General features: G+C 64.2%; 17 protein-coding genes. 16 read left to right on the top strand and 1 reads right to left on the bottom strand.

Features of this window, described 5'->3' with window-relative positions:
• Positions 1-108: 108 nt before the first annotated feature.
• A complete protein-coding gene (locus LU671_RS23350) occupies positions 109-1,551 on the bottom strand; it encodes a SulP family inorganic anion transporter (RefSeq protein WP_232857028.1) in 1,443 nt (480 codons plus the stop codon).
• Positions 1,552-1,778: 227 nt separating this feature from the next.
• Here LU671_RS23350 and LU671_RS23345 point away from each other — a divergent pair, with 227 nt between their 5' ends.
• From LU671_RS23345 to nuoN, 16 genes are all read left to right on the top strand, one after another.
• Entirely contained in the window at positions 1,779-2,543 is a 765-nt protein-coding gene (locus LU671_RS23345) for a secretin N-terminal domain-containing protein (RefSeq protein ID WP_177330852.1), read from the top strand.
• Positions 2,544-3,037: 494 nt separating this feature from the next.
• Positions 3,038-4,363, top strand: coding sequence for an isocitrate lyase (gene aceA / locus LU671_RS23340; protein WP_203652037.1), 1,326 nt, complete (start codon positions 3,038-3,040; stop codon positions 4,361-4,363).
• 264 nt (positions 4,364-4,627) lie between these two features.
• Positions 4,628-5,290 carry a lysoplasmalogenase gene (locus LU671_RS23335; protein WP_232857027.1) on the top strand — a complete coding sequence of 221 codons (663 nt, stop codon included), beginning with the start codon at positions 4,628-4,630 and terminating at the stop codon, positions 5,288-5,290.
• 381 nt (positions 5,291-5,671) lie between these two features.
• Positions 5,672-6,085: an NADH-quinone oxidoreductase subunit A gene (locus tag LU671_RS23330; protein ID WP_028692461.1), complete on the top strand. Its 414-nt coding sequence runs from the start codon at positions 5,672-5,674 to the stop codon at positions 6,083-6,085.
• 9 nt (positions 6,086-6,094) lie between these two features.
• On the top strand, positions 6,095-6,772 hold the full coding sequence (locus LU671_RS23325; RefSeq protein ID WP_008096180.1) for a NuoB/complex I 20 kDa subunit family protein: 678 nt from the start codon (positions 6,095-6,097) through the stop codon (positions 6,770-6,772).
• Positions 6,773-6,851: 79 nt separating this feature from the next.
• On the top strand, positions 6,852-8,633 hold the full coding sequence (nuoC, locus tag LU671_RS23320) for an NADH-quinone oxidoreductase subunit C/D (protein ID WP_110733467.1): 1,782 nt from the start codon (positions 6,852-6,854) through the stop codon (positions 8,631-8,633).
• Positions 8,634-8,635: 2 nt separating this feature from the next.
• Positions 8,636-9,133 (top strand): NADH-quinone oxidoreductase subunit NuoE, encoded by a 498-nt coding sequence (gene nuoE / locus LU671_RS23315; protein WP_012313767.1) that lies wholly within the window; start codon positions 8,636-8,638, stop codon positions 9,131-9,133.
• Positions 9,130-10,497, top strand: coding sequence for an NADH-quinone oxidoreductase subunit NuoF (gene nuoF / locus LU671_RS23310; RefSeq protein WP_203652033.1), 1,368 nt, complete (start codon positions 9,130-9,132; stop codon positions 10,495-10,497). Before nuoE ends, nuoF begins: the two co-directional genes overlap by 4 nt.
• 132 nt (positions 10,498-10,629) lie before the next feature.
• Positions 10,630-13,344 (top strand): NADH-quinone oxidoreductase subunit NuoG, encoded by a 2,715-nt coding sequence (gene nuoG / locus LU671_RS23305; protein ID WP_232857025.1) that lies wholly within the window; start codon positions 10,630-10,632, stop codon positions 13,342-13,344.
• On the top strand, positions 13,341-14,348 hold the full coding sequence (gene nuoH, locus LU671_RS23300; protein WP_050706494.1) for an NADH-quinone oxidoreductase subunit NuoH: 1,008 nt from the start codon (positions 13,341-13,343) through the stop codon (positions 14,346-14,348). The genes nuoG and nuoH overlap by 4 nt, the downstream gene beginning before the upstream one ends.
• An 11-nt stretch (positions 14,349-14,359) precedes the next feature.
• A complete protein-coding gene (nuoI, locus tag LU671_RS23295; RefSeq protein WP_003251442.1) occupies positions 14,360-14,908 on the top strand; it encodes an NADH-quinone oxidoreductase subunit NuoI in 549 nt (182 codons plus the stop codon).
• Positions 14,909-14,918: 10 nt separating this feature from the next.
• Complete coding sequence (gene nuoJ, locus LU671_RS23290; RefSeq protein ID WP_110733459.1) at positions 14,919-15,419, top strand: NADH-quinone oxidoreductase subunit J; 501 nt, start codon at positions 14,919-14,921, stop codon at positions 15,417-15,419.
• A gap of 3 nt (positions 15,420-15,422) precedes the next feature.
• Positions 15,423-15,731, top strand: coding sequence for an NADH-quinone oxidoreductase subunit NuoK (gene nuoK / locus LU671_RS23285; RefSeq protein ID WP_008096201.1), 309 nt, complete (start codon positions 15,423-15,425; stop codon positions 15,729-15,731).
• Positions 15,728-17,581: an NADH-quinone oxidoreductase subunit L gene (nuoL, locus tag LU671_RS23280; protein ID WP_062573488.1), complete on the top strand. Its 1,854-nt coding sequence runs from the start codon at positions 15,728-15,730 to the stop codon at positions 17,579-17,581. The genes nuoK and nuoL overlap by 4 nt, the downstream gene beginning before the upstream one ends.
• Before the next feature lie 40 nt (positions 17,582-17,621).
• Positions 17,622-19,154 (top strand): NADH-quinone oxidoreductase subunit M, encoded by a 1,533-nt coding sequence (gene nuoM / locus LU671_RS23275; protein ID WP_110733457.1) that lies wholly within the window; start codon positions 17,622-17,624, stop codon positions 19,152-19,154.
• Between the two features lie 7 nt (positions 19,155-19,161).
• Positions 19,162-20,631 carry an NADH-quinone oxidoreductase subunit NuoN gene (gene nuoN, locus LU671_RS23270; RefSeq protein ID WP_102685131.1) on the top strand — a complete coding sequence of 490 codons (1,470 nt, stop codon included), beginning with the start codon at positions 19,162-19,164 and terminating at the stop codon, positions 20,629-20,631.
• Positions 20,632-20,671 lie beyond the last annotated feature (40 nt).

Genomic DNA, 20,671 nt, shown 5'->3' with positions numbered 1-20,671 from the left:
GCGAAAGGGTCGCGAAGCGGCCCCAGGATTTCAGTGTTGGGCAAAGATCGCCGGGGCCGCCTTGCGGCCCTTTCGCGGCGCAAGGCCGCTCCTACAGGTATCGTGCCTTCAGTGTTGCTCACCCGCCCGCTTGAGCAGCTTCTTGCAGCGCTCCGACAGGTGCACCACCCGCAACTGCTTGCCGGCCTTGGCATACCGCTCGCGTAAGGTCTGCAACGCAGCGATCGCCGAATAATCGACAAAGCTCAGGTGCTGGCAATCCAGCGTGACCTTGACCGGGTCACCAGCGGGATCGAACTGGTTGAGAAACGGCGTGGTCGAGGCGAAGAACAGCGTGCCATGCACCTGGTAATGCTTGGCCCCCTCAGCATCCACATGGCTGTTGGCGTACAGCTCCCGAGCATGCTGCCAGGCGAAGTTGATCGCCGCGATGACGATACCGAACATCACCGCCATGGCCAGGTCGGTGAACACTGTGACCACGGTCACCGCGATGATCGCCAGCACATCGCTGACCGGCACCTTGTGCAGCACCCGCAGCGAGGCCCAGGCGAAGGTCTGCTGGGCCACCACGAACATCACCCCCACCAGCGCGGCCAGCGGAATGCGCTCGATCAGCGGCGACAGGAACAGGATGAACAGCAGGATCATAACCCCGGCCACAACGCCCGACAGACGTCCACGGCCATTGGAGCTGAGGTTGATCACGGTCTGGCCGATCATCGCGCAACCGCCCATGCCGCCGCACAGGCCCGAGACCATGTTGGCCGCGCCCAGGGCCACGCATTCGCGGTCCGGATAGCCGCGGCTCTCGGTGATCTCGTCGGTGAGGTTGAGGGTCAGCAGGGTTTCCAGCAGACCGACCATGGCCATCAGGAATGCGTAAGGCGCGATGATCTTCAGGGTCTCGAGGTTCCAGGGCACCTCCGGCAGGGCCAGGTGCGGCAGGCCGCCGGCGATATGGGCCATGTCGCCAAGGGTGCGGGTCGGCAGGTCGAGCAGGTAGACCAGCAGGCCGACGCCGAGGATCGCCACCAGCGCCGGCGGCACGGCCCGGGTCAGCTTCGGCAGGAGGTAGACCACCAGCATGGTCAGCGCCACCAGGCCGATCATCAGGTACAGGGGCGTCCCGCCAAGCCAGTGCTCGCCGTCCTTGAAGTGCTCCAGCTGGGCCAGGGCGATGACGATGGCCAGGCCGTTGACGAAGCCGAGCATCACCGGGTAAGGCACCAGGCGCACCAGCTTGCCCAGGCGCAACGCGCCGAACAGGATCATCACTACCCCGCCGAGCAGCACCGTGGCCAGCAAGTACTGGGCGCCGTGCTGCACCACCAGGGCGACGATCACCACCGCCATGGAGCCAGCGGCGCCGGAGATCATGCCGGGACGGCCACCGAACAAGGCCGTCAGGGTGCAGATGATGAAGGCGCCGTACAGCCCCATCAACGGGTTGAGGTGCGCCACCAGGGCGAAGGCGATGCACTCCGGCACCAGGGCGAAGGAAGTGGTGAGGCCGGCGAGCAGGTCGGCGCGAAGTCGGGCGGGTTTCATGGAGGTCCTGTACAGACAGCAATGGCAGCACACATTACCTGTGGGAGCGGGTTTACCCGCGAATGCGATGGTGCATTCCCTGACGCATTCGCGGGTAAACCCGCTCCCACAAGACATGCGTTGCCTTTTGGGGGCGAGACTGGAAATCGAGGGGCGCGATGGTACGGAATTTGTCTGACAGCAGCCACCGTCAATCCGCACGGCAAGTTGCACGCAAATTTGCCATCATGTCCATTCCACCCGCGGAGATCATGGACATGCCGCTACGCCCCCTGCTCGCCTCCCTGCTGCTGGCCGCCAGCCTTACCGCCCAGGCCGCCACCGAGGTCATCCCCCTGCAACACCGCAGCAGCGCCGAGCTGCTGCCCGCCGCCCAGTCGTTCCTGGGCAAGGACGGCAGCGTCAGCACCTTCGAGGACAAGCTGATCGTCAACGCCAGCCAGGAACGCATCGACGACCTGCGCGCCCTGCTGCAGCAGCTCGACACCGCGCCCAAACGCCTGCTGATCAGCGTCGACAACAACGACAGCAACTTCCAGGACAACCGCGGCAACGCCCGCGTGATCCGCTACGGCACCGCCAACCGCGAAGGCGGCATGCAGCAGGTGCAGGCCAGCGACGGCCAGCCGGCACTGATCCAGGTGGGCCAGAGCATCCCCGTCACCAGCACCGCCACCGACGGTTACGGGCGCATCCAGAGCAACACCGAATACCGCAATGTCACCCAGGGTTTCTACGTCACCCCGCGCCTGAGCGGCGACACGGTTCGCCTGCAAATCAGCACCAATAATGATCGAATGAGCCAGGAACGTGCCGATGTAGTGAAAGTGCAGAGCACCGACACGACCGTCACCGGCAAGCTCGGCGAGTGGATCACCCTGGCCGGGTTCAACCAGCAGAGCCAATCCGAACGCAGCGCGTCAAGCCTCAGTTACAGCACCCAGCGCGGTGAAAACATGACTTTGCGGGTGAAAGTCGACCTTCTCGACTGAACCCAGGCAATTCAAGGCCTCGACCAAAGGCCTTGAAACTGACCACCAAGTCGCATTAGACCAAAGATGTAGTAAGCCGGAAAAAGCACTACAAAACATTTGACAGGCTCTTTTCGGCAAGGGCATGATGGCCTCGCTCCCGCTAATCAGAGGCCCTGGCAAGGGTCTTCGAGGTGCGCTCCTCCCACCGTGGAGGCACCTCGTGTCCATACGGCCCACAAGGCGGTTCGACGGGATTGCGACTGCAACGAAGAAGTTGTCCCGAGGGACGGAAGCGCATCACCGCAGTTCTGGCAATCGCGTCGCACCGCAGCAAGGCAACCACGAGCCGACCTGCAGGGCACACCTTCGCCTGGCCTGCACAACCCTTCCCCTTCGAGCCTCCTGCGTTCGCCGCCGCACTCCCCCGGACAGGACAGCCGCCTGGCTTCTGATCCGCGTATCCGAGCATCAGCACAATTACACTCAAGATCGATGCGACGAGGTTTATTTCCATGGCACTGACACGCGAACAGCAAATTGCAGCCCTCGAGAAAGACTGGGCCGAAAACCCGCGCTGGAAAGGCGTGACCCGTACCTACACCGCCGCTGATGTCGTTCGCCTGCGTGGCTCGCTGCAGCCAGAGCACACCTTTGCTCGCCAAGGCGCAGAAAAACTGTGGAAGCTGGTCACCCAAGGTGCCCACCCGTCCTTCCGCCCAGAAAAAGATTTCGTCAACTGCATGGGTGCCCTGACCGGTGGCCAGGCAGTGCAGCAGGTAAAAGCCGGCATCCAGGCCATCTACCTGTCCGGCTGGCAGGTTGCCGCCGACAACAACTCGGCCGAGTCGATGTACCCCGACCAGTCGCTGTACCCGGTCGACTCGGTACCGACCGTGGTCAAGCGCATCAACAACTCGTTCCGTCGCGCCGACCAGATCCAGTGGAAAGCCGGCAAGAACCCGGGCGACGAAGGCTACATCGACTACTTCGCACCGATCGTGGCTGACGCCGAAGCCGGTTTCGGCGGTGTGCTGAACGCCTACGAGCTGATGAAGAACATGATCGAAGCAGGCGCCGCCGGCGTGCACTTCGAAGACCAGCTGGCCTCGGTCAAGAAATGCGGCCACATGGGCGGCAAGGTACTGGTACCGACCCAGGAAGCCGTACAGAAGCTGGTGGCTGCCCGCCTGGCCGCTGACGTTGCCGGTGTACCGACCATCATCCTGGCCCGCACCGACGCCAACGCCGCCGACCTGCTGACCAGCGACTGCGACCCGTACGACCAGCCGTTCGTGATCGGCGAGCGTACCCGTGAAGGCTTCTACAAAGTCCGTGCCGGCCTCGACCAGGCCATCTCCCGCGGCCTGGCCTACGCGCCGTATGCCGACCTGATCTGGTGCGAAACCGCCAAGCCGGACCTGGATGAAGCCCGCCGCTTCGCCGAGGCGATCAAGAAGGAGTACCCGGACCAGATCCTGTCGTACAACTGCTCGCCTTCCTTCAACTGGAAGAAGAACCTGGACGACGCCACCATCGCCAAGTTCCAGCGCGAGCTGTCGGCCATGGGCTACAAGCACCAGTTCATCACCCTGGCCGGCATCCACAACATGTGGCACGGCATGTTCAACCTGGCGCACGACTACGCCCGCAACGACATGACCGCCTACGTGAAGCTGCAGGAGCAGGAATTCGCCGACGCGAGCAAAGGCTACACCTTCGTCGCGCACCAGCAGGAAGTGGGCACTGGCTACTTCGACGACATGACCACCGTGATCCAGGGTGGCGCATCGTCGGTGACCGCACTGACCGGTTCGACCGAGGAAGAGCAGTTCCACTGAGTGCGGTGAGCTGTTGAGCAAGGCCCGGGATTCGCGAGGATCCCGGGCCTTGTTCATTTTCAGGCCAAGCCCAGCTCCTCTGTAGGAGCGGCCTTGTGCCGCGAAAGGGCTGCGCAGCAGCCCCGGCGATTTTGCATGATGTAGAGATCGCGGGGCCGCTTCGCGCCCCTTTCGCGGCACAAGGCCGCTCCTACAGGGACCGCATTACCAGCAAAACCCAGGATCAGGTCTAAGCTTGTGGCTACTCCACAGCAAGGACTGCCCATGCCCCGCCCTGGCCACCTGCTTACCCTCGCCGTCGCAGCCGCCGCCTTCTATCTATACGCGCTGGCCAGCGACAACGCCCTGCTCGGCCTGCTGGTCAAACCCATTCCGGTGCTCGCACTGATTGCCTGGCTGAGCACCACCCCCGCCACACCCTATCGCCGCTGGATCATCCTCGGCCTGGCCTTCTCGGTGCTCGGCGACATACTCCTGGCGATCCCCCGAGACCTGTTCGTGTTCGGCCTTGGGGCATTCCTCTGCGCGCACCTGGCCTACCTGCGCGGCTACTGCAGCCTCACGCGACGCCCGGCCTACCCGGCCCTGGCCTGCGCCGTGCTGATCGGCGGTTCGCTGTTCGGCCTGCTCGCCGGCCATGGCCTGGGCCCACTGCTGATTCCAGTGGCGCTCTACGCCCTGACCATCGGCGCCATGCTCTGGCGCGCCCTGGCCTGTGGTGGCCTGGCCGCGCTGGGCGCCTGTGCATTTGTATTCTCCGACAGCCTGATCGGCATCGACCGCTTCGTCAGCCCGTTCGCCGCCGCCGAGTACCTGATCATTCTCTTCTACTGGCTCGGCCAGTGGCTGATCGCCGCGTCGGTAAGCCGCGACACAAGCGACAAAGTATTGATCCAGAGCGGTGCGAGCAATGCCAGAAGCTGCTAGAATGAGAGTTTTTCGCATTTGCAAGAGGGGGCGCTCGGCAGATGAACTTTGCAAGGTCCAAAACAGCTAAAACATTACAGCTCAGGTTAAATGATATTAATTATCATTACGCAACTAGCCTGTCGTTACGCGGGGTAAGAAACATAATTAACAAATCCGCGTGCAATGCCCGAAACTCAAGGCTTTCAGCCAGTTACGAAAGATTTTTGTTCTTAAACCTACGAATAAATTTGCAACGGAAATTTTACTTGCACTGGGTTTACCCATAAAATCAGCGCGATTGATTCAGCTGCGACATTTGGTCACTGCGTCTGCGACACCACGTCGCCGCTCTACTTATTTCAGACTGCAGAGCTGGGTCTCTGTATAAGGATTTCTAGCATGTCCGATTCGGCAGGACTCATCGCCCACAACTGGGGCTTTGCCATCTTCCTCCTGGGTGTCGTCGGCCTGTGTGCCTTCATGCTCGGCCTGTCCAGCCTGCTCGGTAGCAAGGCCTGGGGTCGCGCCAAGAACGAACCCTTCGAATCCGGCATGCTGCCCGTCGGCAGTGCCCGCCTGCGCCTGTCCGCCAAATTCTATCTGGTCGCGATGCTGTTCGTGATCTTCGATATCGAAGCCCTCTTCCTGTATGCATGGTCTGTGTCCGTCCGCGAAAGCGGCTGGACCGGATTCGTCGAAGCTCTCATTTTCATAGCAATTCTGTTGGCAGGTCTTGTCTACCTATGGCGCGTCGGGGCGCTCGATTGGGCTCCCGAAGGTCGCCGCAAGCGGCAAGCGAAGCTGAAACAATGAGGCTTTGGCATGCAATACAATCTCACCAGAATCGATCCGGACGCACCCAACGAGCAGTATCCGGTCGGTGAGCGGGAAACCGTCACCGATCAACTGCTGGAAGACCAGGTCCACAAGAACATCTACATGGGGAAACTCGAAGATGTGCTGCGTGGCGCGGTCAACTGGGGTCGCAAGAACTCCCTCTGGCCGTACAACTTCGGCCTTTCCTGCTGCTACGTGGAAATGACCACGGCCTTCACGGCGCCCCACGACATCGCCCGCTTCGGCGCCGAAGTCATCCGGGCCTCGCCGCGCCAGGCCGACTTCATGGTCATCGCCGGTACCTGCTTCGTCAAGATGGCGCCGATCATCCAGCGCCTGTACGAGCAGATGCTCGAGCCCAAGTGGGTCATCTCCATGGGTTCGTGCGCCAACTCCGGCGGCATGTACGACATCTACTCGGTCGTTCAGGGGGTCGACAAGTTCCTCCCCGTGGACGTCTATGTGCCTGGCTGCCCGCCGCGCCCCGAGGCATTCCTGCAAGGCCTGATGCTGCTGCAGGAGTCGATCGGCCAAGAACGACGCCCGCTTTCCTGGGTGGTTGGTGATCAAGGCATCTACCGTGCCGAGATGCCCGCCCAGAAAGACCTGCGTCGCGAACAGCGCATTGCGGTAACCAACCTGCGCAGCCCCGACGAAGTCTGATCCAGCGACCTGCCGCCCGCTCCCGAAGGAGCCGGCGGCCTGGCTTCATTCTTAACGCTGACCCAAAGCGACCGAGACCATGACAGCGGACAACGCTATTTATATTCCGCCCTACAAGGCTGACGACCAGGATGTGGTCGTCGAACTGCACAACCGTTTTGGCGCCGACGCATTCGTCGCCCAGGAAACCCGCACCGGCATGCCGGTACTGTGGGTAAAACGTGCCCAGCTCAAGGAAGTGCTCAGTTTCCTGCGCGGCGTCGCCAAACCGTACAGCATGCTGTACGACCTGCACGGCGTCGACGAGCGCCTGCGCACCCAGCGCCGCGGCCTGCCGGCCGCCGATTTCAGCGTGTTCTACCACCTGCTGTCGGTCGAGCGTAACAGCGACGTGATGATCAAGGTGTCGCTCAGCGAAGGCGACCTGAACCTGCCGACGGTGACCGGTATCTGGCCGAACGCCAACTGGTACGAGCGCGAAGTCTGGGACATGTTCGGCATCGACTTTGCCGGCCACCCGCACCTGAGCCGTATCATGATGCCGCCGACCTGGGAAGGGCACCCGCTGCGCAAGGACTACCCCGCCCGTGCCACCGAGTTCGATCCCTACAGCCTGACCCTGGCCAAGCAACAGCTTGAAGAGGAATCGGCGCGCTTCAACCCGGAAGCCTGGGGCATGAAGCGCCAGGGCGCCAACGAGGACTACATGTTCCTCAACCTGGGCCCGAACCACCCGTCCGCCCACGGTGCCTTCCGTATCGTCCTGCAGCTGGACGGTGAAGAGATCGTCGACTGCGTCCCGGACATCGGCTACCACCACCGTGGCGCCGAGAAGATGGCCGAGCGTCAGTCCTGGCACAGCTTCATTCCCTACACCGACCGTATCGACTACCTCGGCGGGGTGATGAACAACCTGCCGTACGTACTGGCGGTGGAAAAGCTGGCCGGCATCCAGGTGCCGCAGAAAGTCGACGTGATTCGCATCATGCTCGCCGAGTTCTTCCGCATCACCAGCCACCTGCTGTTCCTGGGCACCTACATCCAGGACGTCGGCGCCATGACCCCGGTGTTCTTCACCTTCACCGACCGCCAGCGCGCCTACACCGTGATCGAGGCGATCACCGGTTTCCGCCTGCACCCGGCCTGGTACCGCATCGGTGGTGTCGCCCACGACCTGCCGCGCGGCTGGGACAAGCTGGTCAAGGACTTCGTCGAATGGCTGCCCAAGCGCCTCGACGAGTACACCAAGGCCGCCCTGCAGAACAGCATCCTCAAGGGCCGGACCATCGGCGTCGCTGCCTACAACACCAAGGAAGCGCTGGAGTGGGGCACCACCGGTGCCGGCCTGCGTTCCACCGGTTGCGACTTCGACCTGCGTAAGGCCCGCCCTTACTCCGGCTACGAGAACTTCGAGTTCGAAGTGCCGCTGGCCCACAACGGCGATGCCTACGATCGCTGCATGGTCCGCGTCGAGGAGATGCGCCAGAGTATCCGCATCATCGACCAGTGCCTGCGCAACATGCCGGAAGGCCCGTACAAGGCGGATCACCCGCTGACCACGCCGCCGCCGAAAGAGCGCACCCTGCAGCACATCGAGACCCTGATCACCCACTTCCTGCAAGTCTCGTGGGGCCCGGTCATGCCGGCCAACGAGTCGTTCCAGATGATCGAGGCGACCAAGGGCATCAACAGTTACTACCTGACGAGCGATGGCGGCACCATGAGCTACCGCACCCGGATCCGTACCCCGAGCTACCCGCACCTGCAGCAGATCCCTTCGGTGATCAAAGGCAGCATGGTCGCGGACCTCATCGCGTACCTGGGCAGTATCGACTTCGTTATGGCTGACGTGGACCGCTAAGCATGAACAGCACGCTTATCCAAACCGACCGTTTCGCCCTGAGCGAAACCGAGCGCTCGGCCATCGAGCACGAGATGCACCACTACGAGGACCCGCGCGCGGCGTCCATCGAAGCCCTGAAGATCGTCCAGAAGGAACGCGGCTGGGTGCCGGACGGCGCCATCTACGCCATCGGCGAAGTGCTGGGTATCCCCGCCAGCGACGTCGAGGGCGTGGCCACCTTCTACAGCCAGATCTTCCGCCAGCCGGTCGGCCGCCACATCATCCGCGTGTGCGACAGCATGGTCTGCTACATCGGCGGCCACGAGTCGGTGGTCAGCCAGATCCAGAGCGAGCTGGGCATCGGTCTCGGCCAGACCACCGCGGACGGGCGTTTCACCCTGCTGCCGGTGTGCTGCCTGGGCAACTGCGACAAAGCCCCGGCGCTGATGATCGACGACGACACCTTTGGCGACGTGCAGCCTGCCGGCGTCTCCAAGCTGCTGGAGGGTTACGTATGACCATCACTTCCTTCGGCCCGGCCAACCGCATCGCGCGTTCGGCCGAAACCCACCCGCTGACCTGGCGCCTGCGCGACGACGGCGAGCCTGTATGGCTGGCCGAGTACCAGGCCAAGAACGGCTATGCCGCCGCCCGCAAGGCGCTGGCCGAGATGTCCCAGGACGATATCGTCCAGTCCGTCAAGGACTCCGGCCTCAAGGGCCGTGGCGGCGCGGGCTTCCCCACCGGCGTGAAGTGGGGCCTGATGCCCAAAGACGAATCCATGAACATCCGCTACCTGCTGTGCAACGCGGATGAAATGGAGCCGAACACCTGGAAGGACCGCATGCTGATGGAGCAACAGCCCCATCTGCTGGTCGAGGGCATGCTGATCAGCGCCCGCGCCCTGAAGGCCTACCGTGGCTACATCTTCCTGCGTGGCGAATACACCACCGCGGCGAAGAACCTCAACCGCGCCATCGACGAAGCCAAGGCCGCAGGCCTGCTGGGCAAGAACATCCTCGGCTCGGGCTTTGATTTCGAGCTGTTCGTGCACACCGGTGCCGGGCGCTACATCTGCGGTGAAGAAACCGCGCTGATCAACTCGCTCGAAGGCCGCCGCGCCAACCCGCGCTCCAAGCCGCCCTTCCCTGCCGCCGTCGGCGTGTGGGGCAAGCCGACCTGCGTGAACAACGTCGAGACCCTGTGCAACGTGCCGGCCATCGTCGCCAACGGCAACGACTGGTACAAGTCGCTGGCCCGCGAAGGCAGCGAAGACCACGGCACCAAGCTGATGGGCTTCTCCGGCAAGGTGAAGAACCCGGGCCTGTGGGAGCTGCCGTTCGGCGTCACCGCCCGCGAGCTGTTCGAAGACTACGCCGGTGGCATGCGCGACGGCTTCAAGCTCAAGTGCTGGCAGCCAGGCGGCGCCGGTACCGGCTTCCTGCTGCCCGAGCACCTCGATGCGCAGATGTACGCCGGTGGCATCGCCAAGGTCGGCACCCGTATGGGTACGGGCCTGGCCATGGCGGTCGACGACAGCGTCAACATGGTCTCGCTGCTGCGCAACATGGAAGAGTTCTTCGCCCGCGAATCCTGCGGCTGGTGCACGCCATGCCGCGACGGCCTGCCATGGAGCGTGAAGATGCTGCGCGCCCTGGAGAAAGGCCAGGGCCGCGCCGAAGACATCGAGACCCTGCTGGGTCTGGTCAACTTCCTCGGCCCAGGCCGCACCTTCTGTGCTCACGCACCGGGTGCCGTCGAGCCATTGGGCAGTGCCATCAAGTATTTCCGCTCGGAGTTCGAGGCCGGCGTCGCCCCAGCCACTGCTGGCAGCGAAGCCCTGCGCCCGAACCTGGCGAAGCCGATCGTGGTCGGCGCATAACAAGATGAACAGCGGATGGTCCGTGCCATCCGCCAGCCCGCCGGCCGGCCCGAACGATTCGTGGCCGGCCGCAGGCTCACCGATTTCCATTAGCCACGCCCGCCCACGCGGGCCAACGAAGAACTTTGAACAATGGCCACTATCCACGTAGACGGCAAAGCGCTCGAAGTCAACGGTGCGGACAACCTGTTACAGGCCTGTCTGTCGCTCGGCCTCGACATCCCCTATTTCTGCTGGCACCCGGCGCTCGGTAGCGTCGGCGCCTGCCGGCAGTGCGCGGTCAAGCAGTACACCGACGAGAACGACACCCGTGGTCGTATCGTCATGTCCTGCATGACCCCTGCCTCCGACGGCACCTGGATCTCCATCGACGATGACGAGTCCAAGGCGTTCCGCGCCAGCGTCGTCGAATGGCTGATGACCAACCACCCGCACGACTGCCCGGTGTGCGAGGAAGGCGGTCACTGCCACCTGCAGGACATGACGGTAATGACCGGCCACAACGAGCGCCGCTACCGTTTCACCAAGCGTACCCACCAGAACCAGGACCTCGGCCCGTTCATCGCCCATGAGATGAACCGCTGCATCGCCTGCTACCGCTGCGTGCGCTACTACAAGGACTACGCCGGCGGCACCGACCTGGGCGTATACGGCGCCCACGACAACGTGTACTTCGGTCGCGTCGAAGACGGCGTGCTGGAAAGCGAGTTCTCCGGCAACCTCACCGAGGTCTGCCCGACCGGTGTGTTCACCGACAAGACCCACTCCGAGCGTTACAACCGCAAGTGGGACATGCAGTTCGCCCCGAGCATCTGCCATGGCTGCTCCAGCGGCTGCAACATCAGCCCCGGCGAGCGCTACGGCGAACTGCGCCGCATCGAGAACCGTTTCAACGGCTCGGTGAACCAGTACTTCCTGTGCGACCGTGGCCGCTTCGGCTATGGCTACGTCAACCGCAAGGACCGTCCGCGCCAGCCGTTCCTCGCCGATGGCAGCAAGCTGGGCCTGGACGCCGCCCTGGACAAGGCCGCCGACCTGCTGCGCGGCCGCACCATCGTCGGTATCGGCTCGCCGCGCGCCAGCCTCGAGAGCAACTATGGCCTGCGTGAGCTGGTCGGCGCCGAGTACTTCTACTCCGGTATGGAAGCTGGCGAACTGGCCCGCGTGCGCCTGGCGCTGAACGTGCTGAACGACAGCCCGCTGCCAGTCCCGACCCTGCGCGACATCGAAGACCACGACGCCGTGTTCGTGCTCGGTGAAGACCTGACCCAGACCGCCGCCCGCGTCGCCCTGGCCGTGCGCCAGGCCACCAAGGGCAAGGCCGAGGCCATGGCCGACGCCATGCGCGTACAGCCTTGGCTGGACGCTGCGGTGAAGAACATCGGCCAGCACGCGCTGTACCCGCTGTTCATCGCATCCTTGGCTGAAACCAAGCTGGACGACGTCGCCGAAGAGTGTGTGCACGCTGCTCCCGCTGACCTGGCCCGCATCGGTTTCGCCGTGGCCCACGCCATCGACCCGAGCGCGCCTGCCGTCGCCGGCCTGGACGACGAAGCCAAGGCCCTGGCCCAGCGCATCGCCGATGCCCTGGTCGCCGCCAACCGCCCGCTGGTGGTCGCCGGCACTTCCCTGGCGGATCCTGCGCTGATCGAAGCCGCCGCCAACATCGCCAAGGCCCTCAAGCTGCGCGAAAAGAACGGTTCGCTGAGCCTGGTCGTGCCTGAAGCCAACAGCCTCGGCATGGCGATGCTGGGCGGCGAGTCCGTCGATGCGGCCCTGGACGCCGTGATCAGCGGCAAGGCCGACGCCATCGTCGTGCTGGAAAACGACCTGTACGCCCGCGTACCGGCCGCCAAGGTCGACGCCGCCCTGGCCGCGGCCAAGGTGGTGATCGTTGCCGACCACTCCAAGACCCCGACCCTCGACCGCGCCCACCTGGTGCTGCCCGCCGCCTCGTTCGCCGAAGGCGACGGCACCCTGGTCAGCCAGGAAGGCCGTGCCCAGCGCTTCTTCCAGGTGTTCGACCCGCAGTACCTGGACAGCAGCATCCAGATCCACGAAGGCTGGCGCTGGATGCACGCCCTGCGTGCCACCCTGCTGAACAAGCCGGTGGACTGGACCCAGCTGGACCACGTCACCAGCGCCTGCGCCGAAGCCGCGCCGCAACTGGCCGGCATCATCAATGCCGCACCAAGCGCAGCCTTCCGCATCAAGGGCATGAAGCTGGCCCGCGAGCCGCTGCGCTACTCCGGCCGTACCGCCATGCGCGCCAACATCAGCGTGCACGAGCCGCGTACCCCGCAGGACAAGGACACCGCGTTCGCCTTCTCCATGGAAGGCTACTCGGGCTCGGCCGAACCGCGCCAGCAGGTGCCATTCGCCTGGTCGCCAGGCTGGAACTCGCCACAGGCCTGGAACAAGTTCCAGGACGAAGTGGGTGGCCACCTGCGTGCCGGTGACCCGGGCGTGCGCCTGATCGAGTCGCAAGGCGACAAGCTCGACTGGTTCACCGCCATTCCGGGCGCGTTCAACCCGGCTCGCGGCACCTGGACCGCCGTACCGTTCTTCCACCTGTTCGGCAGCGAAGAGAGTTCCTCGCGCGCCGCACCGGTACAAGAGCGTATTCCAGCCGCCTACGTCGGCCTGGCCAAGTCCGAAGCCGACCGCCTGGGCGTCAACGACGGCGCGCTGCTGAGCCTGAACGTGGCCGGTGTTTCGCTGCGCCTGCCGCTGCGTATCAATGAAGAACTGGGCGCTGGCCTGGTTGCGTTGCCCAAAGGCCTGGCCGGCATTCCGCCCGCCATCTTCGGTGCAGCCGTCGAAGGCCTGCAGGAGGCAGCACAATGAGCTGGTTCACCCCCGAAGTGATCGACGTGATCATTCAGGTCGTCAAGGCCATCGTGGTGCTGCTGGCCGTGGTGGTCTGCGGCGCGCTGCTCAGCTTCGTCGAGCGTCGCCTGCTGGGCTGGTGGCAGGACCGCTACGGTCCGAACCGGGTCGGCCCGTTCGGTATGTTCCAGATCGCCGCCGACATGCTGAAGATGTTCTTCAAGGAAGACTGGAACCCGCCCTTCGTCGACAAGATGATCTTCACCCTGGCGCCGGTAGTGGCCATGAGCGCCCTGCTGATCGGCTTCTCGATCATCCCGATCACCCCGGGCTGGGGCGTGGCCGACCTGAACATCGGCCTGCTGTTCTTCTTCGCCATGGCTGGCCTGTCGGTCTACGCCGTGCTGTTCGCCGGCTGGTCGTCGAACAACAAGTACGCCCTGCTGGGCAGCCTGCGGGCCTCGGCGCAGACCGTGTCGTACGAAGTGTTCCTGGGCCTGGCGCTGATGGGCGTGGTGGTGCAGGTGGGTTCGTTCAACATGCGCGACATCGTTGAATACCAGGCCAACAACCTGTGGTTCATCATTCCGCAGTTCTTCGGCTTCTGCACCTTCTTCATCGCTGGCGTCGCCGTGACTCACCGTCACCCGTTCGACCAGCCGGAAGCGGAACAGGAACTGGCCGACGGCTACCACATCGAATATGCCGGCATGAAATGGGGCATGTTCTTCGTCGGTGAGTACATCGGCATCATCCTGATCTCGGCGCTGCTGGTAACCCTGTTCTTCGGTGGCTGGCACGGTCCGTTCGGCATCCTGCCGCAAGTACCGTTCCTGTGGTTCGCCCTGAAGACCGCGTTCTTCATCATGCTGTTCATCCTGCTGCGCGCCTCGATCCCGCGCCCACGCTATGACCAGGTGATGGACTTCAGCTGGAAGTTCTGCCTGCCGCTGACCCTGATCAATTTGCTGGTGACCGCTGCGATCGTGCTCTACAACACGCCAGCCGTCGCGGCCCAGTGAGGATTTGACCCATGTTCAAGTATATCGGCGACATCGTTAAGGGCACCGGCACACAGCTGCGCAGCCTGGCCATGGTGTTCTCCCACGGGTTCCGCAAGCGCGACACCCTGCAGTACCCCGAAGAACCCGTGTACCTGCCGCCGCGCTACCGCGGCCGCATCGTCCTCACCCGCGACCCCGATGGCGAGGAGCGCTGCGTGGCGTGCAACCTCTGCGCGGTGGCCTGCCCGGTCGGCTGCATCTCGCTGCAGAAGGCCGAGACCGAGGACGGCCGTTGGTACCCCGAGTTCTTCCGCATCAACTTCTCGCGCTGCATCTTCTGCGGCCTGTGCGAAGAGGCGTGCCCGACCACCGCGATCCAGCTGACTCCGGATTTCGAAATGGCCGAGTTCAAGCGTCAGGACCTGGTGTACGAGAAAGAAGATCTGCTGATCTCCGGCCCCGGCAAGAACCCTGACTACAACTTCTACCGTGTTGCCGGCATGGCGATCGCTGGCAAGCCGAAAGGCTCTGCGCAGAACGAAGCCGAGCCGATCAACGTGAAGAGCTTGCTCCCATAAGGACAGAAAGATGGAATTCGCTTTCTACTTCGCATCCGGTGTCGCCGTTGTCTCCACGCTCCGCGTGGTGACCGGCACCAACCCGGTGCACGCCCTGCTCTACCTGATCATCTCGCTGATTTCCGTGGCGATGATCTTCTTCTCCCTCGGCGCGCCATTCGCCGGCGCCCTGGAAGTGATCGCCTACGCTGGCGCCATCATGGTGCTGTTCGTGTTCGTGGTGATGATGCTCAACCTCGGGCCGGCCTCGGTCGCCCAGGAGCGCGGCTGGCTCAAGCCCGGCATCTGGGCGGGGCCGGTGATCCTCGCCGCCCTGCTGCTGCTGGAGCTGCTGTACGTGCTGTTCGTCACCCCGTCGGGCGCCGCCATCAGCGGTACCACCGTCAGCGCCAAGGACGTCGGCATCAGCCTGTTCGGGCCGTACCTGCTGGTGGTCGAACTGGCCTCGATGCTGCTGCTCGCGGCAGCCGTCACCGCCTTCCACCTGGGCCGCAACGAGGCGAAGGAGTAAATCATGGGTGCTATCCCTCTCGAGCATGGTCTGGCGGTCGCCGGCATCCTGTTCTGCTTAGGTCTGGTTGGCCTGATGGTCCGCCGCAACATCCTCTTCGTGCTCATGAGCCTGGAAGTCATGATGAACGCCTCTGCCCTGGCGTTCATCGTCGCCGGTGCCCGTTGGGTCCAGCCCGACGGCCAGGTGATGTTCATCCTGGTGATCAGCCTGGCAGCCGCCGAGGCCAGCATTGGCCTGGCGATCCTGCTGCAGCTGTATCGCCGCTTCCACACTCTCGACATCGATGCTGCCAGTGAGATGCGCGGATGAACCTTATCTTCCTGACGTTCGTATTCCCCCTGATCGGCTTCCTGCTGCTGTCGTTCTCGCGCGGCCGCTGGTCCGAGAACCTGTCGGCGCTGGTCGGTGTCGGCTCGGTCGGTCTGTCGGCGGCCACCGCCGCGTACGTGATCTGGCAGTTCAACGTCGCCCCGCCTGAGGGCGGTGCGTACAGCCAGCTGCTGTGGCAGTGGATGTCGGTGGACGGCTTCGCGCCGAACTTCACCCTGTACGTGGACGGCCTGTCGGTCACCATGCTGGGCGTGGTCACCGGTGTCGGCTTCCTGATCCACCTGTTCGCCTCCTGGTACATGCGTGGCGAAGCCGGTTACTCGCGCTTCTTCTCGTACACCAACCTGTTCATCGCCAGCATGCTGTTCCTGGTGCTGGGCGACAACCTGCTGTTCATCTACTTCGGCTGGGAAGGCGTGGGCCTGTGCTCGTACCTGTTGATCGGTTTCTACTACAGCAACCGCAACAACGGTAACGCGGCGCTCAAGGCGTTCATCGTCACCCGCATCGGCGACGTGTTCATGGCCATCGGCCTGTTCATCCTGTTCGTCCAGCTGGGTACCCTGAACGTGCAGGAACTGCTGGTGCTGGCACCGCAGAAGTTCCAGGCCGGTGACACCTGGATGGTCCTGGCGACCCTGATGCTGCTGGGTGGCGCGGTCGGTAAATCGGCCCAGCTGCCGCTGCAGACCTGGCTGGCCGACGCGATGGCCGGCCCGACCCCGGTTTCGGCGCTGATCCACGCGGCCACCATGGTGACCGCGGGCGTGTACCTGATCGCCCGTACCAACGGCCTGTTCCTGCTGGCGCCGGACGTCCTGCACCTGGTCGGCGTGGTCGGTGGCGTGACCCTGGTCCTGGCCGGCTTCGCCGCCCTGGTACAGACCGACATCAAGCGTATCCTCGCCTACTCGACCATGAGCCAGATCGGCTACATGTTCCTGGCCCTGGGCGTCGGCGCCTGGGACGCGGCGATCTTCCACCTGATGACCCACGCCTTCTTCAAGGCCCTGCTGTTCCTTGCCTCCGGTGCGGTGATCGTCGCCTGCCACCACGAGCAGAACATCTTCAAGATGGGCGGCCTGTGGAAGAAACTGCCGCTGGCCTACGCCAGCTTCGTGGTCGGTGGCGCCGCCCTGGCCGCCCTGCCGATCCTGACCGTGGGCTTCTACTCCAAGGACGAGATCCTCTGGGAAGCCTTCGCCAGCGGCAACACCGGCCTGCTGTACGCCGGCCTGGTGGGCGCGTTCATGACCTCGCTGTACACCTTCCGCCTGATCTTCATCGCCTTCCACGGCGAAGCCAAGACCGAAGCCCACGCCGGCCACGGCATCAGCCACTGGCTGCCGCTGGGCGTGCTGATCGTGCTGTCGACCTTCATCGGCGCCTGGATCCACCCGCCGCTGGCAGGCGTGCTGCCTGAAAGCGCCGGCCACGCCGGTGGCGAAGCCAAGCACTCGCTGGAGATCGCCTCGGGCGCCATCGCCATCGCCGGTATCCTGCTGTCGGCCCTGCTGTTCCTGGGCAAGCGCCGCTTCGTCACTGCGGTCGCCAACAGCGGTATCGGTCGCGTCCTGTCGGCCTGGTGGTTCGCCGCCTGGGGCTTCGACTGGATCTACGACAAGCTCTTCGTCAAACCTTACCTGCTGATCAGCCACATCCTGCGCAAGGACCCGGTTGACCGCAGCATCGGCCTCATCCCTCGCCTGGCTCGCGGCGGTCACGTCGCCATGAGCAAGACCGAGACCGGCCAGCTGCGCTGGTACACCGCCTCGATCGCCGTCGGCGCCGTGCTGGTGCTCGGTGCCGTGGTAGTGGCCGCGGTATGACTATGAATCTTGCGACTTTGCCAAAGGAAACCAACCCGTCATGATTTTGCCTTGGCTGATCCTGATCCCCTTCATCGGCGGCTTCCTGTGCTGGCTGGGTGAGCGCTTCGGCTCCACCCTGCCGCGCTGGATCGCGCTGCTGACCATGTCCCTGCTGCTTGGCATCGGCCTGTGGCTGTGGGCGAACGGCAACTACACCCTGGCTCCCGCCCCTGGCGCGGAGCCCGCCTGGGCCCTCGAGTACAAAGTCGAGTGGATCAAGCGCTTCGGCATCAGCATCCACCTGGCCCTCGACGGCCTGTCGCTGCTGATGATCCTGCTCACCGGCCTGCTCGGTGTGCTGTCGGTGCTGTGCTCGTGGAAAGAGATCCAGCGCCACGTCGGCTTCTTCCACCTCAACCTGATGTGGATCCTCGGCGGCGTGGTCGGTGTGTTCCTGGCCCTGGACCTGTTCCTGTTCTTCTTCTTCTGGGAAATGATGCTGGTGCCGATGTACTTCCTCATCGCGCTCTGGGGTCACAGCTCCTCCGACGGCAAGAAGACCCGGATCTACGCGGCGACCAAGTTCTTCATCTTCACCCAGGCCAGCGGCCTGATCATGCTGGTGGCGATCCTCGGCCTGGTGCTGGTCAACTACAACAGCACCGGCGTGATCACCTTCAACTACAGCGACCTGCTCAAGGCCGAGCTGCCGGCCGGCGTCGAGTACATCCTGATGCTGGGCTTCTTCATCGCCTTCGCGGTGAAGCTGCCGGTGGTGCCGTTCCACTCCTGGCTGCCTGACGCTCACGCCCAGGCACCGACCGCAGGTTCCGTGGACCTCGCGGGCATCCTGCTGAAGACCGCGGCCTACGGCCTGCTGCGCTTCGCCCTGCCGCTGTTCCCGAACGCCTCGGCCGAGTTCGCGCCGATCGCCATGACCCTGGGCCTGATCGGTATCTTCTACGGTGCCTTCCTGGCCTTCGCGCAAACCGACATCAAGCGCCTGGTGGCCTTCTCCAGCGTCTCGCACATGGGCTTCGTGCTGATCGGCATCTACTCCGGCAGCCAGCAGGCCCTGCAGGGCGCGGTGATCCAGATGCTGGCCCACGGCCTGTCGGCCGCCGCGCTGTTCATCCTGGCCGGCCAGCTGTACGAGCGCCTGCACACCCGTGACATGCGCGAGATGGGTGGCCTGTGGCACCGCATCGCGTATCTTCCGGCCATCAGCCTGTTCTTCGCCGCCGCATCGCTGGGCCTGCCGGGCACCGGCAACTTCGTCGGCGAGTTCCTGATCCTGATCGGCAGCTTCGCCCACGTCCCATGGATCACCGTGATCGCCACCACCGGCCTGGTCTTCGGTTCGGTGTACTCGCTGATCATGATCCACCGCGCCTACTTCGGTCCGGCCAAGGCCGACACCGTGCTGGCCGGCATGGACGGTCGCGAGCTGATCATGGTGCTGGGCCTGGCGGGCCTGCTGATCCTGCTGGGCGTGTATCCGCAGCCGTTCCTGGACACCTCTGCCGCCACCATGAGCGGTGTGCAGCAGTGGCTCGGTTCCGCTTTCACTCAACTCGCTTCGGCCCGGTAAGAGCGCTATGGAATTCACCACTCAACACTTCATCGCATTGGCGCCGATGCTGATCACCACCATCACCACGGTGGTGGTGATGCTGGCGATCGCCTGGAAGCGCAACCACTCGCAGACCTTCCTGCTGTCCACCGTGGGCCTGAACCTGGCCCTGCTGTCGATCCTGCCGGCACTTAAAGTCGCGCCGCTGGCGGTCACCTCGCTTGTGACCATCGACAAGTTCGCCTGCCTGTACATGGCGATCATCCTGGTGGCCACCCTGGCCTGCGTCACCCTTGCCCACGCCTATCTGGGCGAGGGTTCCAAGGGCTTCCCGGGCAACCGTGAAGAGCTGTACCTGCTGCTGCTGATGTCGGCACTGGGTGGCCTGGTGCTGGTCAGCGCCAACCACCTGGCGGGCCTGTTCATCGGCCTGGAGCTGCTGTCGGTGCCGGTCTACGGCCTGGTGGCGTACGCCTTCTTCAACAAGCGCTCGCTGGAAGCCGGCATCAAGTACATGGTGCTGTCGGCCGCCGGTTCCGCCTTCCTGCTGTTCGGCATGGCGCTGCTGTACGCCGATGCCGGCGCGCTGACCTTCGACCAGCTGGGCAAGGCCCTGGCCGCCACCAGCATGCCGAGCCTGCTGGCGCAGTTGGGCCTGGGCATGATGCTGGTGGGCCTGGCCTTCAAGCTGTCGCTGGTGCCGTTCCACCTGTGGACCCCGGACGTGTACGAAGGCGCCCCGGCGCCGGTCGCCGCGTTCCTGGCCACCGCCAGCAAGGTCGCGGTGTTCGCCGTCGTGGTACGCCTGTTCATGCTCTCCCCCGCCGCCAGCAGCGGCGTGCTGAGCACCGTGCTGGCGGTGATCGCGGTTGCCTCGATCATCATCGGCAACCTGCTGGCGCTGACCCAGAGCAACCTCAAGCGTCTGCTCGGTTACTCGTCCATCGCCCACTTCGGCTACCTGGTCATCGCCCTGGTCGCCAGCAAGGGCCTGGCCCTGGAAGCCATGGGCGTGTACCTGGTCACCTACGTGATCACCAGCCTCGGCGCCTTCGGCGTGATCACCCTGATGTCCTCGCCGTACGCCGGCCGTGACGCCGACGCCCTGTACGAGTACCGCGGCCTGTTCTGGCGCCGTCCGTACCTGACCGCCGTGCTGACCGTGATGATGCTCTCGCTGGCCGGTATCCCGTTGACCGCGGGCTTCATCGGCAAGTTCTACATCATCGCCACCGGCGTCGAATCGCACCTGTGGTGGCTGGTCGGCGCCCTGGTGATCGGCAGCGCCATCGGCGTGTACTACTACCTGCGCGTCATGGTCACCCTGTACCTGGTCGAGCCGAACCTGCGTCGCCACGACGCCCCGCTGAAGTGGGAACAGCGCACCGGCGGCGTGATGCTGCTGGCCATTGCCATCCTCGCCTTCGTGCTGGGCGTGTACCCGCAGCCGTTGCTGGAGATGGTGCAGCAGGCGGGTCTGCAACTGATCGGTTGATCGGCTGACTGCGTCACAAGACACCCCGCCTCGGCGGGGT

Origin of the sequence: Pseudomonas sp. NMI760_13 (genome assembly GCF_021283245.1) — a bacterium.
In the GTDB taxonomy this organism is placed as follows: domain Bacteria; phylum Pseudomonadota; class Gammaproteobacteria; order Pseudomonadales; family Pseudomonadaceae; genus Aquipseudomonas; species Aquipseudomonas peradeniyensis.
Note: the sequence above shows the minus strand (reverse complement) of the source record. Positions and strands in the feature narration are given on the sequence as shown.